An 18,388-nucleotide genomic window follows, 5' to 3' on the forward strand; every position below is an offset into this window, starting at 1 on the left:
CCATCACCTCGTGCACAGGGGCATCCCCTGTTCCGGTGACCGTCGTGGGCACCGGGTGATGGTCGTCATCCGGTCGGGGCCGCTACCGTGTCGGCACTCCGCGTTGCCCCGCCCGTCTGTCCGACCTTCCGAGGAGCCCCCGTGATCGACGCCCACCACGCCGCCAGCACCCCCGTGCGGGCCACGCTCTTCGTCAAGGGCCACGTCCAGGGGGTCGGCTTCCGCTGGTGGACCCGCAGCCGGGCGCTGGAGCTGGGCCTGGTCGGCCACGCCCGGAACATGGACGACGGCCGGGTCGAGGTGCTGACGCAGGGGGAGCCGTCGGCGGTGGACCGGCTGGAGCACCTGCTGCGCGAGGTGCCGAGCACCACCGCCCGCCCGGGGCGGGTGGACCTGGTGGTGCGCCAGGAGGGCGCGCTCCGGGAGGGGCTCACGGGCTTCGTGGAGCGCTGAGCGACGCCGAGGTGAGGGCGCCGGTTCCGTAGGATGACGCGCACTCCCACCCGCCGCCCGACAGGAAGCCCCACCCGTGTACGTGACCTCGCTGACGATGAAGGGCTTCAAGTCCTTCGCCTCGGCGACGCGGCTCGAGCTCGAGCCCGGCATCACCGCCATCGTCGGGCCGAACGGCTCGGGCAAGTCGAACGTGGTCGACGCGCTGGCCTGGGTGATGGGGGAGCAGGGCGCGAAGTCGCTGCGCGGCGGGAAGATGGAGGACGTCATCTTCGCCGGCACCTCCGGACGTCCCCCGCTGGGGCGCGCCGAGGTGTCGATGACCATCGACAACACCGACGGCGCCCTGCCGATCGACTACTCCGAGGTGACGATCAGCCGGACGATGTTCCGCACCGGCGGCTCGGAGTACGCCATCAACGGCACCCCCTGCCGGCTGCTGGACGTCCAGGAGCTGCTCAGCGACTCCGGCATCGGGCGGGAGATGCACGTCATCGTCGGGCAGGGGCAGCTCGACGCGGTGCTCCGCGCCACCCCCGAGGAGCGACGCGGGTTCATCGAGGAGGCCGCGGGCGTCCTGAAGCACCGGCGCCGCAAGGAGAAGGCGCTGCGCAAGCTCGACGCGATGGAGGGTGACCTGGCCCGCGTGCGGGATCTCACTGCCGAGGTGCGGCGCCAGCTCGGTCCGCTCGGCCGGCAGGCGGCCACCGCGCGCCGGGCGGCGGTCATCCACATCACCGTGCGCGACGCCCGGGCCCGGCTGCTGGCCGCGGACCTGGTGGAGCAGCAGGCCTCGCTGGCTGCCGACCTGGCCGACGAGCGCGCGGCCGTCGCCCGGCGGGAGGAGGCCGAGGGGGCGCTGCACCGGGCCAGCCAGGGGGTCGACGAGCTGGAGGCCGCCGTGGCCGCCGCCGACGAGCGCCACGACGGCTTCCGACAGGCCTGGTTCGAGCTCGGTTCACTCGCCGACCGGGCCCGCGCCGCCGGACGTCTCGCCCAGGAGCGGGGGAGCCTGGCCGAGCGGGACGCCGCCGAGGCCGAGCAACGCAGTCGCACCGGCCGCGACCCCGAGCAGCTGGAGGCCCAGGCCGCCGAGCTGCGGGAGCAGGAGACCGAGCTGCGTGATCGCATCGAGGGGGCCGAGGCCGAGCTGGCCCGGGCGACCGCGGCGAAGGACGAGGCGGAGGCCGCCCACCGGGCCGAGGTGCAGCGCCTCGAGCGCCTCGCCCGGGCGGCTGCGGACCGGCGCGAGGGGCTGGCCACGCTCGGCGGTCAGGTCGAGGTGCGCCGTTCCCGCGTCGCCTCGGCGGAGGCGGAGATCGAGCGGCTGGTGGCGGACATCGGGACCCAGCGGTCCGCCGCGCAGGAGGCCACCCGCCGGCTGACCGAGCTGGAGGCCGGGATGGAGGCCGCCGAGTCCGGCGAGGAGGATCTCGACGCGGCCTGGGAGGCTGCGCAGACCGCCGTGGACGAGGCCACCGGGCGCCTCGAGAACGCCCGCAACCTGCTCAACACCGCCCGGCAGGCGGTGCAGCGGCACGAGGCGCGGGTGGAGGGGCTCGCCGTGGCCCTGCAGCGTCGTGACGGATCGGCGGAGCTGGTCGGTTCCGGTGCCCCCGAGGGGGTGCTCGGCGAGCTCACGGACCACCTGGGGGTGGACCCCGGGCAGGAGGCGGCGCTCGCCGTGGCCCTGGGATCGGTGGCCGGTGCGCTGGTCGTGGCCGATGCCGAGGCCGCCCGCCGCGCACTGGACCACCTGGCCGAGCGGGAGGCCGGCCAGGCCACCCTGCTGCTGCCCGGCGGGACCGGGGACGACGAGCTCGTGCCCCTGGCCGGGGCCGACATCCCGTCGCATCCGAGCCCCCTGCCCGAGGGGGCTGCCTGGGCGGTCGACCGGGTGCGGGTGTCGCGCTCCCTCGCCCCGGCCCTCGTCGAGGTCCTCACCGGCATCGTCCTGGCCGCGGACGCCGCGCTGGCCCGGGCCGTGCTCGAGGCCGTCCCCGCAGCCCGTGCCGTGGCCACGACGACCGGGGAGCTGTGGCAGCGGCACCGGGTCACCGGCGGGTCGGCCTCGGGACCGTCCACGGTGGAGCTGGCGGCCGAGCACGATCGCGCCCGCGGCGAGCTGGAGGCTGCTCGGGTCGAGCTGTCCACGGCGGAGGCGGAGCGTGACGCGGCCCAGGCCGCCGTTGTCACGGCCCGCCCGGCAGCGGAGCAGGCGCTGGCCGCGCTCCACGAGTCCGATGCCCGGATGGCGGCGGTGACCGACGAGCTCGCGCAGGCCGCCGGGGCCCAGCGTGCGGCGGAGCAGGCCATCGCGCGGGCGGAGGAGCAGCTGGCCGCCCGGCGAGAGCAGCTGGCCACCGACCGGGTGGACCTCGAGGCCCTCGAGGCCCGTCTGGCCACGGCCCGTGACGAGGCGGAGTCCGCCCCGGACCCCGCGGAGCAGACCGACGAGCGCGAGCGCCTGGCCACCGAGGCTGCGCGGGCCCGCACCGCCGAGACCGAGGCCCGCCTGCAGGCCCGGACCGCCGACGAGCGGTTGAAGGCCATCGCGGGACGGGCCGACGCGCTCGTGGCGCAGGCACGCAACGAGCTGCTCGCCCGGCAGGACGCCGCCCGACGCGCCCGCCAGCGACGGCAGGCGGCGGCATCGGCGCGGGAGGTCGTGGAGGAGTCCGCCGAGCTGGCTGCCCGCATCGAGGCCGCCCGGGAGGAGGCCGAGGCGGGACGGCAGGAGGCCGAGGTACGGCGGGCCGAGGCGCGCTCAGAGCTCGTCGCGCAGCGCACCCGGATCGCCGAGCTCACCGAGCGGGTCCGGGAGCTCACCGACGCGGTGCACCGGGACGAGGTGGCCCGGGCGGAGCTGCGGCTCCGGGTGGAGGCGCTGCAGCAGCGGGCCCACGACGAGCTCGGCATGGAGGCCGAGGACCTGGTCGCCGAGTACGGGCCGGAGCACGAGGTGCCGGTGCTCGACGACGACGGGGAGCAGACCCTCGACGAGGAGGGGAACCCGGCCACGGTCCCCTTCGTCCGCGACGAGCAGGCCAAGCGGCTGCGCCGCGCCGAGCGGGATCTCAAGGCCCTCGGCCAGGTCAACCCACTGGCGCTGGAGGAGTACGCCGCCATGGAGGAGCGCCACCAGTTCCTCGCCGGCCAGCTGGAGGACCTCGTGAGTTCCAAGCAGGCCCTCCTCGACCTCGTCGAGGAGGTCGACGAGCGGGTGCGCACCGCCTTCGTGGAGGCCTACGAGGACGTCGCCCGGGAGTTCGAGGGGGTCTTCGGGCGCCTCTTCCCCGGTGGTGAGGGGCGGCTGGAGCTCACCGACCCCCAGGACATGCTCACCACCGGCATCGAGGTGCACGCCCGTCCGCCGGGCAAGAAGGTCAAGCGGCTCTCGCTGCTCTCCGGTGGGGAGCGTTCGCTCACGGCGGTGGCCCTGCTGGTGAGCATCTTCAAGGCCCGGCCCTCGCCCTTCTACATCATGGACGAGGTGGAGGCCGCTCTGGACGACTCGAATCTGGGGCGGCTCATCCAGCTCTTCGAGGAGCTGCGGGACTCCAGCCAGCTCATCGTCATCACCCACCAGAAGCGCACCATGGAGGTGGCCGACGCCCTCTACGGTGTCTCGATGAAGGGCGACGGCATCAGCCAAGTGGTCAGCCAGCGGCTCAAGGACGTGGACCTGCCCCGTGCCTGAGGAGGCGATGTCAGGCTGGGAATCAGCGTGTCTCCGCTAGGTTCCTTGACGAGCTGCTTGACCGGCGGGGAAGGGCCGGAACGAATCAGGCTGGTCGGCCTTCGCGCCGATGGTGACCTGCCTCGGTTTGCCACAGTGCGAGGGGCGTGGCGGCCGCGCGTCATCCAGGTCGATGCGGGGGCGGCTGCTTCCTTCGAGGACGTGCAGTGGTGTCCGCAGGAGTTCCCGCGTCAGGAGGGTGTCGAGACCGCGATCTCGCTCGAGGAGGTGGCGACGGTGCTGGACGACCACGAACGCGTCTGGGACCTCCTGGCCACCATCTGTGACCCGGGCCCCACCGGCTCCCTTGCGCTCCACGTGCTGCGCACCCAGCCCCATCCGGAGATGGACGCCTGGCTGGCCACCCTCCCCCCGGGGCACGTGATGGTCCAGGACTGGCTCCGGCCGGTGGATCCCTGACGCTCGGCTGCTGGGTGGACTGGCGGCCCTCCCGACGCCGTGGACCGCCCCGCGCGTCCAGTGAGCCGGAAATCCGGTGGAGTTCGGCGGCGGGCTGATCCATGGTGGTCGGGTCCACGGACCAGCACGACGGTGCTCTCTGCTCCTGCATCGGGGTCGGGGGCGCAGTGAGGGCGGCGGCATGAGACTGCTCGAGAGGGTGACCGGCGTTCGACTGGTCGGCGCCGACCGGGGCGTGTGGCACCGGCTCATGGCCACCCGTTTCGTCGCCGAGACAGGTGATGCGGCGGGGTTCACCGCACTGGTGCTCCTGCTCTCGCGGGCGACCGACTCGGCCACCCAGCTCTCCACCCTGTTGGCGGCCCTGGTCGTCCTCGATGCGGTGGTCACGCCCCTCTGCGGCTCCGTCGGCGACCGCTTCGACCGGCAGCGCGTCATGCTGCTGGCCTGCGGGGGAGGAGCGGTCTGCTACGCCGGCATGTTCCTGGCCGCCGACCATGTGTGGGTGGTCTTCGCCCTGGCCTGCCTCTCCACCGTGTTCGAGTCGCTCTACTTCCCGGCGTCGAACGCGGCCCTGCCCCGGTTGCGGCCCGAGGTCAACCTGGGCAGTCTCTTCGCCGCCTTCGCGCAGGTGGGAACGGCCGGTGGGTTGCTCGGCCCGGCCCTGGTGGCCGGACTGTCCCTCGGCGCCGGGGTCGAGTGGGCGCTGCTGGTCAACGCCCTGTCCTTCGTGCTCGCCGGCGTGCTGGTGGCTTCCATCCGGCGTGCCTTCGGCCCGGGTGGGTCCGAGGAGCCCGCACCCGACGGGGACGGGGCGACCGCCGGGGCGCTCCCCGCATCCGATCGCCGCCACGTCCTGGTCCGCTTCCCGGTGCTCTGGTCGTTCATGGGGCTGTGGGCTGCCATCCAGCTGGGCACCGGCGCGATGTGGGTGCTGCTGCCGCTGCTGGCCGAGCACCTGGGGAACGCCGAGCTCACCTACAGCGGGCTCAACGCCTGGTCGGTGGTGGCCACCCTCGCTGGCATGCTGCTGGTGACCCGTCTGGCCACCCGCGTCGGGGCGGGCACCCTGCTCATCAGGGGACTGGTGGCCCAGGCGCTGGGCTTCGCGGTGCTGGCTGCCGCGGCGGTGCTGCTCGGCTGGCCGGCACTGGGGGTGGCGCTGGCGGCGCTGCTGGTCCACCGGGGCGGGCAGGCCCTCACCGGGGCCTCGTCCTACGAGCTGCTCGCCGAGTCGGTCCCGGACGACTCCCGGGCCCGCGCCAGCTCCTGGGTGGACTTCGCCACCATCGGGTCCTTCGGCCTCGGGGTGTGGATGGCCGGCCCCGTTGCCGACGCTGCGGGGCTCGCGGTGCTGGCCCTCGTCTCGGCGGTGCTGGTGGCCTGCTCGCTGGTGGCGGCGCGGCACCTGGTCCGGGTGGCGGGGCGGCACCAGTTCGCCAGCCGCGGGACGTGACCCCTCGGCACGACCCCATGACAGACTGCCAGCGTGCCTGAATTCCTCGACACCCTGACAGAGCAGCTCGTCGCCGGTGGCCTGACCCTCGGTCTCCTCGGCGGCGGGACGTGGGCGTGGCTGCGGGCCAAGGCCGGTGGCGGCGACACGACCACGATCGATCCCGAGCCCACCGAGCCGACCGAGAAGCCGCGCACCACGCGGCCGCCGATCGAGCACACGCCGGCGAAGAAGTCGACCTATAAGGAGCGCACCCAGGGTGCGGTCATCGACTTCGACCGCAAGACGGATGCGCCGTCGAAGCCGGCCGCCGACGAGGGGACGGGGCCTACCCACCTCAAGGAGAAGTCGGCCCTCCCGCCGATGCCGGTGGACGGTGATGTCCGCCCTGAGCGGGCCGAGCCGACGGCGTCCAGCCCCGCGACTCCCGAGGCCCCGGTCGACCGCGGCACCCAGGCCCCGCCCGAGGAGGGGGAGGTCGTCGATTCCGAGGTCGACCTCGAGCCGGGCCAGCGGGTCGAGATCCCCCCGAGCGCCGACGGCCGCCTGGTGCGGCTGCGCTCGCGGCTCTCGCGCTCCAACAACGCCGTCGGGCAGGCTCTCCTCAAGCTGCTCTCGGCCGGCGACCTCGACGAGGAGGCCTGGGAGGAGGTCGAGGACACCCTCATCGCCAGCGACCTCGGTGTGGAGGCCACGACCGAGCTCGTGGAGAACCTGCGCAAGCGGGTGCTCGTGGAGAACACCACCGACCCCGACGTGGTGCGCGGCTGGCTGCGCGAGGAGCTCGTGCGCCTCGTCGACCCGACGATGGAGCGCTCCGTGGCCGCCACCCGGCAGGATGGGCGCCCCTCGGTGGTGCTCGTGGTCGGGGTGAACGGCACCGGCAAGACGACCACCGTGGGCAAGATCGCCCGCGTGCTCGTGGCGCAGGACAAGGACGTCGTCCTCGGTGCGGCGGACACCTTCCGTGCGGCGGCGGCCGACCAGCTGCAGACCTGGGGCGAGCGCGTGGGCGTGCGCACGGTGCGCAGCGAGAAGGAGGGCGCCGACCCGGCGTCGGTGGCCTTCGACGCGGTGCGCGACGGCATGGAGTCCGAGGCCGACGTGGTCATCCTCGACACCGCCGGGCGCCTGCACAACAAGGCCGGCCTCATGGACGAGCTGGCGAAGGTCAAGCGCGTGGTGGAGAAGCGCAGCCCCATCGACGAGGTGCTGCTGGTGCTGGACGCCACCACCGGTCAGAACGGCATGAAGCAGGCCGAGGTGTTCAGCCAGGCCGTGGACGTCACCGGCATCGTGCTGACCAAGATGGACGGCACCGCGCGCGGCGGCATCGTCGTGGCGGTGCAGCGCGGGCTCGGCGTGCCGGTCAAGCTGGTCGGGCTCGGCGAGGGCCCGGACGACCTGGCGCCCTTCGTGGCCGAGGACTTCGTCGACGCCCTGCTGGACTGAACCGGCCGGCTTCGTGGGGCCCCAGCGTGACCCCACGAAGCGCGACACCCTCAGGAGCAACCCATTGCCCTTGAGGGTGTCGCGCTTGCGGCCGGGAGCAACCGGTCGACCCCGCGACAGTCCAGGGATCAACCGGTTGCTCCCGGTGGGTGTGGTGACACCGTGGGGGTCGACCGGTTGCCCCCCCGAGGACGGTTCCGCCGGGGCGGCCTCGGGGTGGCGCCCTTCGCCTCCGAGGAGGAGCTCAGCAGGTGGCGGCCGCCAGGGCCAGGGCGAGCGCCCCGGAGAAGCGGGTCTCGCGCTCCTCGGCGCTCATGTCCGCGGAGCCGTCGATGAGGTGGTCGCTCACCGTGAGCACCGCCAGCGCCTCGCGGCCGAACTCGTTGGCCACCCCGTAGAGCGCCGCGGCCTCCATCTCCACCCCGAGCGTCCCGTGGGCCCGCAGCCCGTCGATCATCCCCGGCACGGTCCAGTAGAAGTGGTCCTTGCTGACGATCGGCCCGGCGTGCACGGTGCCCTCGGCCACCTGCCCGCGCGCCTCCCAGGCGGCGGCGGCCAGCGGCAGGCTCGCCACGGCCGAAAAGTTGATGCCCGGCACGCGGTGCTGATTCATCGCCGAGTCGGTGTGCGCCCCGGTGCCGATGATCACGTCGCCCACGGCCACGCCCTCGGCGATCCCGCCGCAGGTGCCCACGCGGATGATCCGCTGCACGCCGTACTCGCGGAAGAGCTCGGTGGCGTAGATGGTCGCGCTCGGCTGGCCCATGCCCGAGCCCATCACCGAGAGCGGGTGCTGGGACCCGTCCACCTCGACGGTGCCGGTGAAGCCGAGCATGCCGCGCACGTCGGTCACGAGGCGCGCGTCGGGCATGAGCGCGTGGGCGATGCGCTCGGCGCGCCGGGGGTCGCCGGGCATGAGCACGGCGGGGGCGAAGTCGTCGGATCCGGCGGAGATGTGGGGAGTGGCCATGGGCCGATTGTGTCAGCCCGTAGAATCGGGCGGGTGTTCAACAGCCTCTCCGATCGCCTCACCCAGACCTTCGGCAACCTGAAGCGCAAGGGCAAGCTCACCGAGTCCGACGTCAACGCGACGGTCCGCGACATCCGGCTGGCCCTGCTCGACGCCGACGTGGCCCTGCCGGTGGTGAAGCAGTTCACCAAGGTCGTCCGCGAGCGGGCCACCGGCGCGGAGGTGTCGGAGGCCCTCAACCCGGCCCAGCAGGTCGTGAAGATCGTCAACGAGGAGCTCGTCGACATCCTCGGCGGCGAGACCCGGACGATCCGCTTCGCCAAGCGCCCGCCCACGGTCATCATGCTGGCCGGTCTGCAGGGTGCGGGTAAGACCACCCTGGCCGGCAAGCTCGGCAAGTGGCTCAAGGACCAGGGCCACACCCCGCTGCTCGTGGCCTGCGACCTCCAGCGCCCGAACGCCGTGAACCAGCTCCAGGTCGTCGGCGAGCGCGCCGGGGTGCCGGTCTACGCCCCGGAGAAGGGCAATGTCTTCGGCCACGACGCCGTCACCGAGACCGGTGAGGGCACCCGCTCCTTCGGCGACCCCGTCGAGGTGGCCCGCCGTGGTGTGGCCCAGGGGCAGGCCCGTCAGCACGACGTGGTGATCATCGACACCGCCGGTCGCCTCGCCGTCGACGAGGAGCTCATGCAGCAGGCCGCGGACATCCGCGCCGCGGTGAACCCCGAGGAGGTGCTGTTCGTCATCGACGCCATGATCGGACAGGCCGCCATCGACACCGCCATGGCCTTCGACCAGGGGGTGAACTTCACCGGCGTGGTGCTCTCCAAGCTCGACGGTGACGCCCGCGGTGGTGCGGCCCTCTCGGTGGCCTCGGTGACCGGCAAGCCGATCATGTTCGCCTCCACCGGCGAGGCGGTGAAGGACTTCGAGGTCTTCCACCCCGATCGCATGGCCAGCCGCATCCTCGACATGGGTGACGTGCTCACCCTCATCGAGCAGGCCGAGCGTGCCTTCGACCGCGCGCAGGCCGCTGACATGTCCAAGCGCTTCCTCTCGGAGGAGGAGTTCACCCTCAACGACTTCCTCGAGATGTTCGCGACGGTCAAGAAGATGGGCAACATCAAGCAGCTCATGGGCATGATGCCGGGGATGTCCCAGCACCGCGCCGCGCTGGACGCCCTGGACGAGCGCGAGTTCGACCGGGTCGAGGCGATCGTCCGCTCCATGACCCCCTTCGAGCGCACCCACCCCAAGCAGATCAACGGCTCCCGCCGCGCCCGCATCGCGAAGGGCTCGGGCGTCCAGGTCTCCGAGGTGAACCAGCTCCTGGAGCGCTTCGGCCAGGCCCAGAAGATGATGAAGCAGATGAAGAAGGGCGGCGGCATGCCCGGGATGCCGGGCATGGCGATGCCGGGGATGCCCGGCATGGGTGGCCCGGGGGGCGGCAAGGGCAAGAAGGGCAAGAACCAGCGGACCAAGGCCAAGTCGGGCAACCCGGCCAAGCGGGCGCAGCAGGAGGCCGAGGCAGCACGGAAGGCCGAGGAGGCGCAGAAGCGCCGCATGGACGAGATGTTCGGCGTCGGCGAGGAGGAGGCGCCGAAGAAGAAGTCGGCCTTCGGTGGGCTCGACGCGCTGGCCGGGGGCCACGGCGGCGGCTCCGGGTCCGGGTCCGGTGGTGGGCTGGCCGGCCTCGACGCCCTGGCCGGTGGTCACGGGGGCGGCCAGGCCCAGCGCCCGGCGGGCAGGAAGCCCACCGGGCAGGCCAAGCCGGCCGAGGAGGGCCTGGGCGACCTTCAGCTGCCCAAGGGCTTCGAGAAGTTCCTCGGCGGCGGAGGTCACGGAAAGGGTTGACGGGGGCCCCCTCAGGGGGTCAGGCTCGGAGGGACACGGTCCAGTGACCGGGGTCACTGTCCACGGGCTGGCCGTGCAGGTCAGTCCCGAGTGATTGTGAGGCCGGTCATGGACACCACCCCCTTCGAGCGTCACGAGTCGCAGGTCCGCGGGTACTGCCGCGCCTACCCGACCGTCTTCGCCTCTGCGTCCAACGCCCACCAGGTGGACGAGGACGGCAAGCGCTACATCGACTTCTTCGCGGGTGCCGGGGTCCTGAACTTCGGCCACAACGACCCGGCCATGAAGGAGGCGATCATCGCCTTCCTGCAGGCCGACGGGGTGGCTCACTCCCTGGACACCCACACCACCGCCAAGCGGGACTTCATCGAGCGCTTCCACGAGGTGGTGCTCGCCCCGCGGGGGATGGACCACCGGATGCAGTTCATGGGGCCGACCGGCTCCAACGCCGTGGAGGCGGCCCTCAAGCTCGCCCGCCGCACGACCGGACGGCGCGAGGTGGTGGCCTTCACCCACGGGTTCCACGGCATGACCCTGGGGTCCCTGGCCGCCACGGCCAACGACGCCTTCCGGCAGTGGGCGGGGGTGCCGCTGGAGAACGTCGTCCGGCTGCCCTTCGAGACCGCGCCCGGCGGGGCCGAGGCGCTGGAGGCCTACCGGGCCGCCCTGCAGGACCCCTCCAGCGGGCTGCGTCCGCCGGCGGCCTTTCTCGTGGAGACCGTCCAGGCCGAGGGCGGGGTGAACGTCGCCAGCGCCGAGTGGCTGGTCCGGGTCCAGGAGGTCGCCCACGAGGTCGGGGCGCTGCTGGTGGTCGACGACATCCAGGCCGGGATCGGCCGCACCGGCAGCTACTTCTCCTTCGACGGCATGGGGCTCGACCCGGACATCATCGTCCTGGCCAAGGGACTGGGCGGCTTCGGCACCCCGATCGCCATGACCCTCAACCGACCGGAGGTCGACGACCACTGGGCCCCCGGTGCCCACACCGGCACCTTCCGGGGGCAGGGCATCTCCTTCACCGCCGGTCGGGTCGCGCTGGACCACTTCACCGACGACCGGCTCATGTCCGCGGTGCGGGCCAAGGGCGAGGTGATGGCCAGCCGCCTCTCCGAGCTCGCCCGGACCCTGGGTGACGAGCGGTGGGAGGTCCGGGGGCGGGGCATGATGCAGGCGCTGGACACCGGGGACGGTGACCTGGCCAGGGAGGTGCAGCGGGAGGCCTTCGAGCGCGGGCTGCTCATCGGCCCCTGCGGCCCGGAGGGCCGGGTGCTCAAGCTCATCCCGCCCCTGACCATCGAGGACGAGGTCCTGGCCGAGGGGCTGGACCTGCTCGAGCAGGCCCTCGCCGCGGCAGGAGGTCGATGATGCGCCGCCGGGACGACATGACCTTCGCCCCCGAGGAGTACGAGCGCCGGCTCACCGGGCTGCGGGAGCGGATGGTGGAGCGGGAGCTGGACGTGGCCGTGGTCTCGGCCCCGGACAACCTCATGTACCTCACCGACTACCAGACCACCGGGTACTCGTTCTTCCAGGCGCTCGTCGTGCCGCTGGAGGGCGAGCCGGTGATGATCACCCGGGCCCTGGAGGAGTCCAACGTCGTCCACCGCACCTGGGTGGAGCGGACCCGTCCCTACCCGGACACCGGGGACGCCATCCAGACCCTCGTGGACGTGCTCGTCGAGCTCGGTCCGGCCGGGGCGCGGGTGGGCTTCGAGCGCAACAGCTACTACTTCCCGGCCTACCAGCAGGACCGTCTGCGCGACGCCTGGGAGCACGACCTGGTGGACTGCTACGGCATGGTCGAGGAGGGACGCGTCCGCAAGTCGCCGGCCGAGGTCGAGGTGATGCGGCGGGCCGCCCGGGCGGGACAGGCCGGGATGGCCGCCGGTCTCGAGGCCTGCGTCCCGGGGGCCACCGAGAACGAGGTGGCCGCCGCGATCAGCCACGCGATGTTCGCCGCCGGGGGCGAGTTCCCAGCGGTCATGCCGTACGTCGCCTCCGGACCGCGCTCGATGATCGGGCACGCCACCTGGGAGGGTCGCACCATCCAGCCGGGCGAGCACGTCTTCCTCGAGGTGGGTGGGTGTGTCCGTCGGTACCACGCGGTGATGATGCGGACCGCGGTCACGGAGGAGCTGCCCGACGACCTGCGTGCAGCGCAGGACACCATGCGGACGGCCCTCGCCGAGGTCCGTCGCACGATGCGCCCCGGGGTCCCGGTGGGTGACATCGACACCCTGGTGCGGGAGGTGGTCGAGGACAACACGGTCGGTGCCCGGCTGGTCACCCGGGCCGGGTACTCCATCGGCATCGCCTTCCCGCCCAGCTGGGACGAGGGGTACTTCCTCTCGATCATGGAGCGCGACCGGCGGCCGCTCGAGGAGGGCATGACCTTCCACGTCATCCCCTGGATGTGGGGGGTGGGCGGGACCCGGACGGTGGGGATCTCCGACACCCTGCACGTCACCGCCGACGGCTGCGAGTCGCTCTTCACCCTGCCCGAGGAGTTCACGGTCACCACCCGAGGAGGATCCGCATGAGCACGCTGCAGGCCATCGACCCGACCACCGGCCGGGTGACCTCCGAGGTCTCGACCGCCGGGCCGGCCGAGGTGGAGGCCACCCTCGCCCGCGCCAAGGACGCGTTCGCCGGCTGGCGGGACACCCCGATCGAGCAGCGGGCCGAGGTGCTGCGGGCGGTGGCCGAGCGCCTCCGGGACCGGCGCGGGGACCTGGCACCGCTCATGACCCGGGAGATGGGCAAGCCGATCACCGAGGCCCGGGGCGAGGTCGAGAAGGCCGCCTGGGCCGCGGAGCACTACGCCGAGCACGCCGCGGAGTACCTGGCCGACGAGCGCCTGGCCTCGGACGCCACGGAGTCGTGGGTGCAGTACCTCCCGCTCGGTCCCGTGCTGGGGATCCTGCCCTGGAACGCTCCCTTCTGGCTCGCCCTGCGCTTCGCGGCGCCGGCCCTCATGGCCGGGAACCCCTGCGTGATGAAGCACGACCCGCACGTGCCCGACTGCGCCACGGCCATCGAGGAGGTCTTCACCGCGGCCGGGCTCCCCGCGGGCGTGTTCCAGGCGCTCCACCTGCCGAACGAGGAGGTGGAGGCCGTCATCCGTGACCCGCGGATCAGGGCGGTCTCCTTCACCGGGTCGGATCGGGCCGGAGCGAAGGTGGCGGCGGTCGCGGCCTCGGAGATCAAGCCGTCGGTGCTGGAGCTCGGTGGGTCCGACCCCTTCGTCGTCCTGGCGGACGCGGACCTCGAGCGGGCTGCCGAGGTGGCCGCGCTCTCGCGGATCATCAACGCCGGCCAGTCCTGCATCGCGGCGAAGCGGATCATCGTCGAGCGCTCGGTGCACGACCGCTTCGTCGAGCTGCTCCGCCCCCGGCTCGAGGCGCTCGTGGTGGGGGATCCCGCCGACGAGGCGACACAGGTGGGGCCGCTCGCCCGGGAGGACCTCCGGGAGCACCTGCACGACCAGGTCCGGCGGACCGTCGCCGAGGGCGCGACCTGCGTGCTGGGCGGGGAGCTGCCGGCCGGCGAGGGCTGGTTCTACCCGGTCACCCTCCTGACCGGGGTGGAGCCCGGGATGGCGGCCTGCCGGGAGGAGACCTTCGGGCCGGTGGCCACGGTGGTGGCCGCCGAGGACGCGGCGGACGCCCTGCGGCTGGCCAACGACACCCCGTACGGGCTCGGGGCGTCCGTGTGGACCACGACCGACCGGGGCGTCGAGATGGCGCGGCAGGTGGAGGCCGGGCAGGTGAGCGTCAACGGCATCGTGAAGACCGACCCCCGCCTGCCCTCCGGCGGGATCAAGCGCTCCGGCTACGGCCGGGAGCTCGGCCCCCACGGCATCCGTGAGTTCGTCAACGCCCAGCAGGTCTGGGTCGGCCCGGCCACCGGGTGAGGCCCCCCGGAGAGGACTACGGTGAGTGCATGAGCACGCAGCAGCCCGTCCTGCACCTGACCGGTGAGATCATCGCCGGCCCCGAGGAGAGCCACGCCGAGGCCTGGGTGGTCGACGGTCGGCTGACCTTCGACCGGCCTCCCGCCTCCGTGCCCACCGAGGAGCTCCACGGTTTCGTCCTCCCGGGCCTGGTGGACGCCCACTGCCACGTCGGTCTGGATGCCGACGGGGGAGTGCCGCAGGAGGAGGCCGAGGAGCAGGCCGTCACCGAGCGCGAGGCCGGCACCCTCCTCCTGCGCGACGCCGGCTCGCCGGTGGACACCAGCTGGATCCATGACCGCGAGGACCTGCCGCGCCTGGTCCGGGCCGGGCGGCACATCGCCCGCCCGAAGCGCTACATCCGCAACTTCGCGCACGAGATCGAGCCCGACCAGCTCGTGGAGTACGTGCGCCAGGAAGCCCGTGCGGGCGACGGCTGGGTGAAGCTCGTCGGGGACTGGATCGACCGGGAGGCCGGGGACCTGCGGCCGCTGTGGCCGGTGGACATCGCCCGCGAGGCCATCGCCGCCGCGCACGCCGAGGGGGCCCGCGTCACCGCGCACTGCTTCGACGAGCAGTCCCTCTTCGACCTCGCCGAGGCGGGCATCGACTGCATCGAGCACGCGACCGGCCTGACCCCCGAGAGCGTCGAGATCTTCGCCGCGCGGGACATCGCGATCGCCCCGACCCTCATCAACATCGAGAACTTCCCGAAGTTCGCCGCCGCCGGGGAGGCCAAGTTCCCCGCCTACGCGGCCCACATGCGTGACATGTTCGAGCGGCGCTTCGAGACGATCGGCCTGGCCCGGGAGGCCGGGGTGCGGGTCTACGCCGGCACGGACGCCGGTGGGCAGCTCCCGCACGGGCTCATCGCGCAGGAGGTGGAGGCGCTGACGTCCGTGGGGATGAGCGCCACCGAGGCGATCGGAGCGGCCACCTGGGAGGCCCGGCAGTGGCTCGGCCACGAGGGCCTGGCCGAGGGAGCCAGCGCCGACGTCGTCGTCTACGACCGGGACCCGCGGCAGGACGTCCGGGCCTTGGCCGACCCGGCGCACGTCGTCCTGCGAGGTGTCCGCCACGGTGGCTGAGCTCCCCTCCACGACGCCCGCCCACCGGTTGGAGCGTCGGGCCGGGGGACTGCTGGCCCGCACGCTGGGGCCGGACGACGAGGCCGAGTACGCGCTGGCCGCCCGCCTCTCCGCCGAGCGGGTGGGGCGGTGGAACCCGTCCAACCCCGGGGACTTCCGGGGGCGCCTGGCGCAGCAGGGTGATGCCGGTCGGATGGTCCTCGTCCGTGCCGAGGACCCCGTGGGGCTGGGGGAGCGGTGCGGCTTGACCCCGGGGCGCCCCGGGTGCGACCTCGCCGGTCGCGCCCTGCACGGCGTCGTGGCCCGGGTCAACGTCCTGAACATCGTCCGCGGGCGCTTCCAGAGCGCCGCCCTCGGGTACGACGCGATGGATCCCTGGGCCGGTACCGGGCTGTTCACGGACGCGCTCCGGCTCGTCGTGGACCTCGCCCTGGCCCCGCAGCCCGAGGGATTCGGGCTGCACCGGGTGGAGGCGAACGTGCAGCCGGGGAACGCCGCGAGCCTCCGGGTGCTGGAGAAGCTCGGTTTCCGGCGGGAGGGACTCATCGAGCGGATGCTCTACGTGCCCGGGCTGGACGGCCGGGAGGCCTGGCGGGACCACGTGCACCACGCGGTGACCACCGAGGAGTGGCCGTCGGCCTGACTCCTCGGGCGTGTCGACCCGGGGAACCCCCGCGCCGAGACCCCGAATTCGCCGGGGACGGGCCCGTCTGGCATCATTGCTCGGTACTCGCTGTGCGTCGGACCCTCTCTCCGGCGTGTGGCTGGTCAAGGGAAGCGGCGATCTCCGTGCCCCCACCGGAAGGTCCCGGTACCCACCCGATTCGATACAGGAGTCCCACACACGTGGCTGTCAAGATCCGTCTGAAGCGCATGGGCAAGATCCGTGCACCGTTCTACCGCGTCGTCGTCATGGACTCGCGCCAGAAGCGCGATGGCCGTGCGATCGAGGAGATCGGTCTCTACCACCCGACCGAGGAGCCCTCGCGCATCGAGATCAACTCCGAGCGCGCGCAGTACTGGCTCTCCGTCGGCGCGCAGCCGACCGAGCAGGTCGCTGCGCTGCTGAAGGTCACCGGCGACTGGGCCAAGTTCAAGGGTGAGAGCGAGGGTTCCACCCTCAAGACCGCCGAGGTCAAGCCCTCCAAGCAGGAGCTCTTCGAGAAGGCCCTGGCCGAGTCCGAGAACGCCTCGGTGAACGACGCGCCGACCCCCAAGAAGAAGAAGGCCGAGCCGGCCGCCGAGGCCGCGGCCGAGGAGAAGCCCGCCGAGGAGGCCGCCGAGGCCCCCGCCGAGGAGAAGGCCGCCGAGGCCGAGGCCCCGGCCGGCGAGGCCACCCCGGAGGCCTGATCCCCGTGCTGGCCGAGGCGCTCGGGCACCTCGTGAAGGGCATCGTCGAGCACGACGAGTCCGTCGAGGTGCGCACGGTCCAGGACCGACGGGGCGAGACCCTGCAGGTCCACGTCCACCCGGACGACCTGGGGCGGGTCATCGGCCGCCGTGGTCGCACCGCACGGGCGCTGCGGACCGTCATGGGCGCCCTGGCCGACGGTGCCGGGGTCCGGGTCGACATCGTCGAGACCGACGCGACCTGAACACCCCCGCACGCACGGGCAACGGCCCGGTACCTTCGGGTACCGGGCCGTTCCCGTCCCCGCACCACACCCCTGGAGGAGACCCGTGGTCCAGCACCGTGAACGAGAGCGCGCCGAGGTGCCCGAGGGCATGGTCCGGCTCGCTCGCATCGGCAAGCCGCACGCCCTGCGCGGCGAGGTGACCGTGCAGCTGCACACCGACGACCCCGACGGCCGGCTCGGCATCGGCGCCGTGCTGCAGACCGCGCCGACCGAGGAGGGACCCCTCACCGTCTCCTCCCACCGTGTCCACCAGGGCATCACCCTGCTGGGCTTCGAGGAGGTGCCCGACCGCACCGCCGCCGAGCGGATGCGGGGGGTGGTCCTGGTGGGACCCTCCGAGTCCGAGCAGACGGACGACGAGGGGTACTACCCCGCCGAGCTGGAGGGCCTGGAGGTCGTCGACGCGGCCGGGGAACCGCTGGGTACCGTCGTGACGCTCCACCTGCGCCCGGCCCAGGACATCTTGGAGATCCGGCTCCCCGGTGGCCACCAGCCGCTCGTCCCGTTCGTGGAGGAGCTCGTCCCCACGATCGACCTGGAGGCCGGGCGGGTCACCGTCACCGCACCGGCCGGCCTGCTGGAGCCCCTCGACTGATGCCCGCCACCCTGAGCCCCCGCGCCACCCTGCGCATCGACGTCGTCACGATCTTCCCCGAGTACCTGCGGGCGCTCGACCTCTCGCTGCTCGGCAAGGCGCAGCGGGACGGCCTGCTCGAGGTGCACGTGCACGACCTGCGCGACTTCACCCACGACCGGCACCGCACCGTCGACGACACCCCCTACGGGGGTGGCGCCGGCATGGTGATGCGCCCGGAGCCGTGGGGGGAGGCCCTCGACCACGTCCTTGGGCTGGCGCCCGACCGGACCCCGACGCTCGTGGTGCCCGGACCCGGCGGAGACCGGTTCACCCAGCAGCGGGCCCACGAGCTCGCTGGCCGCGACTGGCTGGTCTTCGCCTGTGGCCGGTACGAGGGCATCGACGAGCGGGTCGTCGAGGAGTACTCCGAGCGGGTGGAGCTCCAGGTCCTCTCCCTGGGTGACTACGTCCTGAACGGTGGTGAGGTGGCCGTGCTGGCCATGACCGAGGCCGTCGGGCGACTCGTGCCCGGTGTGGTCGGGAACGCCGAGTCCCTCGTCGAGGAGTCCCACGAGGACGGCCTGCTGGAGTACCCGGTCTACACCAAGCCCGCCTCCTGGCGAGGGCGCGAGGTACCGCCCGTCCTGCTCTCCGGACATCACGGAAGGGTCACGGAGTGGCGGCACGCGCAGCGGATCGAGCGGACCCGGGCCCGTCGCCCTGACATGCTGCCTCACGGACAAGCCGATCGGGGCTCGCCCGGCTGACGCGCCCGCGAGCCCCTCGAGGA

16 protein-coding genes are annotated in these 18,388 nt (G+C 73.0%); 15 read left to right on the top strand and 1 reads right to left on the bottom strand.

Translation table 11 applies throughout. From position 1 onward, the window contains the following. Positions 1–141 precede the first annotated feature (141 nt). From CFT82_RS08690 to ftsY, 5 genes are all read left to right on the top strand, one after another. On the top strand, positions 142–453 hold the full coding sequence (locus CFT82_RS08690) for an acylphosphatase (protein WP_234994366.1): 312 nt from the start codon (positions 142–144) through the stop codon (positions 451–453). 76 nt (positions 454–529) lie between these two features. Then, positions 530–4,153 carry a chromosome segregation protein SMC gene (gene smc / locus CFT82_RS08695; protein ID WP_088818664.1) on the top strand — a complete coding sequence of 1,208 codons (3,624 nt, stop codon included), beginning with the start codon at positions 530–532 and terminating at the stop codon, positions 4,151–4,153. A gap of 135 nt (positions 4,154–4,288) precedes the next feature. Then, a complete protein-coding gene (locus tag CFT82_RS08700) occupies positions 4,289–4,612 on the top strand; it encodes a hypothetical protein (protein ID WP_143469582.1) in 324 nt (107 codons plus the stop codon). Positions 4,613–4,793: 181 nt separating this feature from the next. Beyond that, positions 4,794–6,068, top strand: coding sequence for an MFS transporter (locus tag CFT82_RS08705; protein WP_088818666.1), 1,275 nt, complete (start codon positions 4,794–4,796; stop codon positions 6,066–6,068). A 33-nt stretch (positions 6,069–6,101) separates the two neighbouring features. Beyond that, positions 6,102–7,520 (top strand): signal recognition particle-docking protein FtsY, encoded by a 1,419-nt coding sequence (gene ftsY, locus CFT82_RS08710; RefSeq protein WP_088818667.1) that lies wholly within the window; start codon positions 6,102–6,104, stop codon positions 7,518–7,520. A gap of 244 nt (positions 7,521–7,764) precedes the next feature. Here the strand turns inward: ftsY and CFT82_RS08715 are convergent, their stop codons facing one another. Next, positions 7,765–8,490: a purine-nucleoside phosphorylase gene (locus CFT82_RS08715; protein WP_088818668.1), complete on the bottom strand. Its 726-nt coding sequence runs from the start codon at positions 8,488–8,490 to the stop codon at positions 7,765–7,767. A 33-nt stretch (positions 8,491–8,523) separates the two neighbouring features. Between CFT82_RS08715 and ffh the strand changes: the two genes are divergently transcribed. From ffh to trmD, 10 genes are all read left to right on the top strand, one after another. Further along, on the top strand, positions 8,524–10,344 hold the full coding sequence (gene ffh / locus CFT82_RS08720) for a signal recognition particle protein (protein ID WP_088818669.1): 1,821 nt from the start codon (positions 8,524–8,526) through the stop codon (positions 10,342–10,344). Positions 10,345–10,452: 108 nt separating this feature from the next. Then, complete coding sequence (locus CFT82_RS08725; protein WP_088818670.1) at positions 10,453–11,709, top strand: aspartate aminotransferase family protein; 1,257 nt, start codon at positions 10,453–10,455, stop codon at positions 11,707–11,709. Next, positions 11,706–12,884 carry an ectoine hydrolase gene (gene doeA / locus CFT82_RS08730; protein ID WP_234994367.1) on the top strand — a complete coding sequence of 393 codons (1,179 nt, stop codon included), beginning with the start codon at positions 11,706–11,708 and terminating at the stop codon, positions 12,882–12,884. Before CFT82_RS08725 ends, doeA begins: the two co-directional genes overlap by 4 nt. Then, positions 12,881–14,257, top strand: a complete 1,377-nt coding sequence (locus CFT82_RS08735; RefSeq protein ID WP_088818672.1) for an NAD-dependent succinate-semialdehyde dehydrogenase — start codon at positions 12,881–12,883, stop codon at positions 14,255–14,257. The genes doeA and CFT82_RS08735 overlap by 4 nt, the downstream gene beginning before the upstream one ends. Positions 14,258–14,286: 29 nt before the next feature. Next, complete coding sequence (locus CFT82_RS08740; protein WP_088818673.1) at positions 14,287–15,384, top strand: amidohydrolase family protein; 1,098 nt, start codon at positions 14,287–14,289, stop codon at positions 15,382–15,384. Further along, a complete protein-coding gene (locus CFT82_RS08745; protein ID WP_200815105.1) occupies positions 15,377–16,027 on the top strand; it encodes a GNAT family N-acetyltransferase in 651 nt (216 codons plus the stop codon). The genes CFT82_RS08740 and CFT82_RS08745 overlap by 8 nt, the downstream gene beginning before the upstream one ends. Before the next feature lie 203 nt (positions 16,028–16,230). Beyond that, on the top strand, positions 16,231–16,734 hold the full coding sequence (gene rpsP, locus CFT82_RS08750; protein ID WP_088818674.1) for a 30S ribosomal protein S16: 504 nt from the start codon (positions 16,231–16,233) through the stop codon (positions 16,732–16,734). A 5-nt stretch (positions 16,735–16,739) separates the two neighbouring features. Further along, entirely contained in the window at positions 16,740–16,979 is a 240-nt protein-coding gene (locus CFT82_RS08755) for an RNA-binding protein (RefSeq protein ID WP_088818675.1), read from the top strand. 85 nt (positions 16,980–17,064) lie between these two features. Continuing rightward, positions 17,065–17,616: a ribosome maturation factor RimM gene (gene rimM / locus CFT82_RS08760; protein WP_234994368.1), complete on the top strand. Its 552-nt coding sequence runs from the start codon at positions 17,065–17,067 to the stop codon at positions 17,614–17,616. After that, entirely contained in the window at positions 17,616–18,365 is a 750-nt protein-coding gene (trmD, locus tag CFT82_RS08765) for a tRNA (guanosine(37)-N1)-methyltransferase TrmD (protein WP_088818676.1), read from the top strand. The genes rimM and trmD overlap by 1 nt, the downstream gene beginning before the upstream one ends. The last annotated feature ends 23 nt before the right edge of the window (positions 18,366–18,388 follow it).

Origin of the sequence: Kytococcus aerolatus, assembly GCF_900187395.1 — a bacterium.
Taxonomy (GTDB): domain Bacteria; phylum Actinomycetota; class Actinomycetes; order Actinomycetales; family Dermatophilaceae; genus Kytococcus; species Kytococcus aerolatus.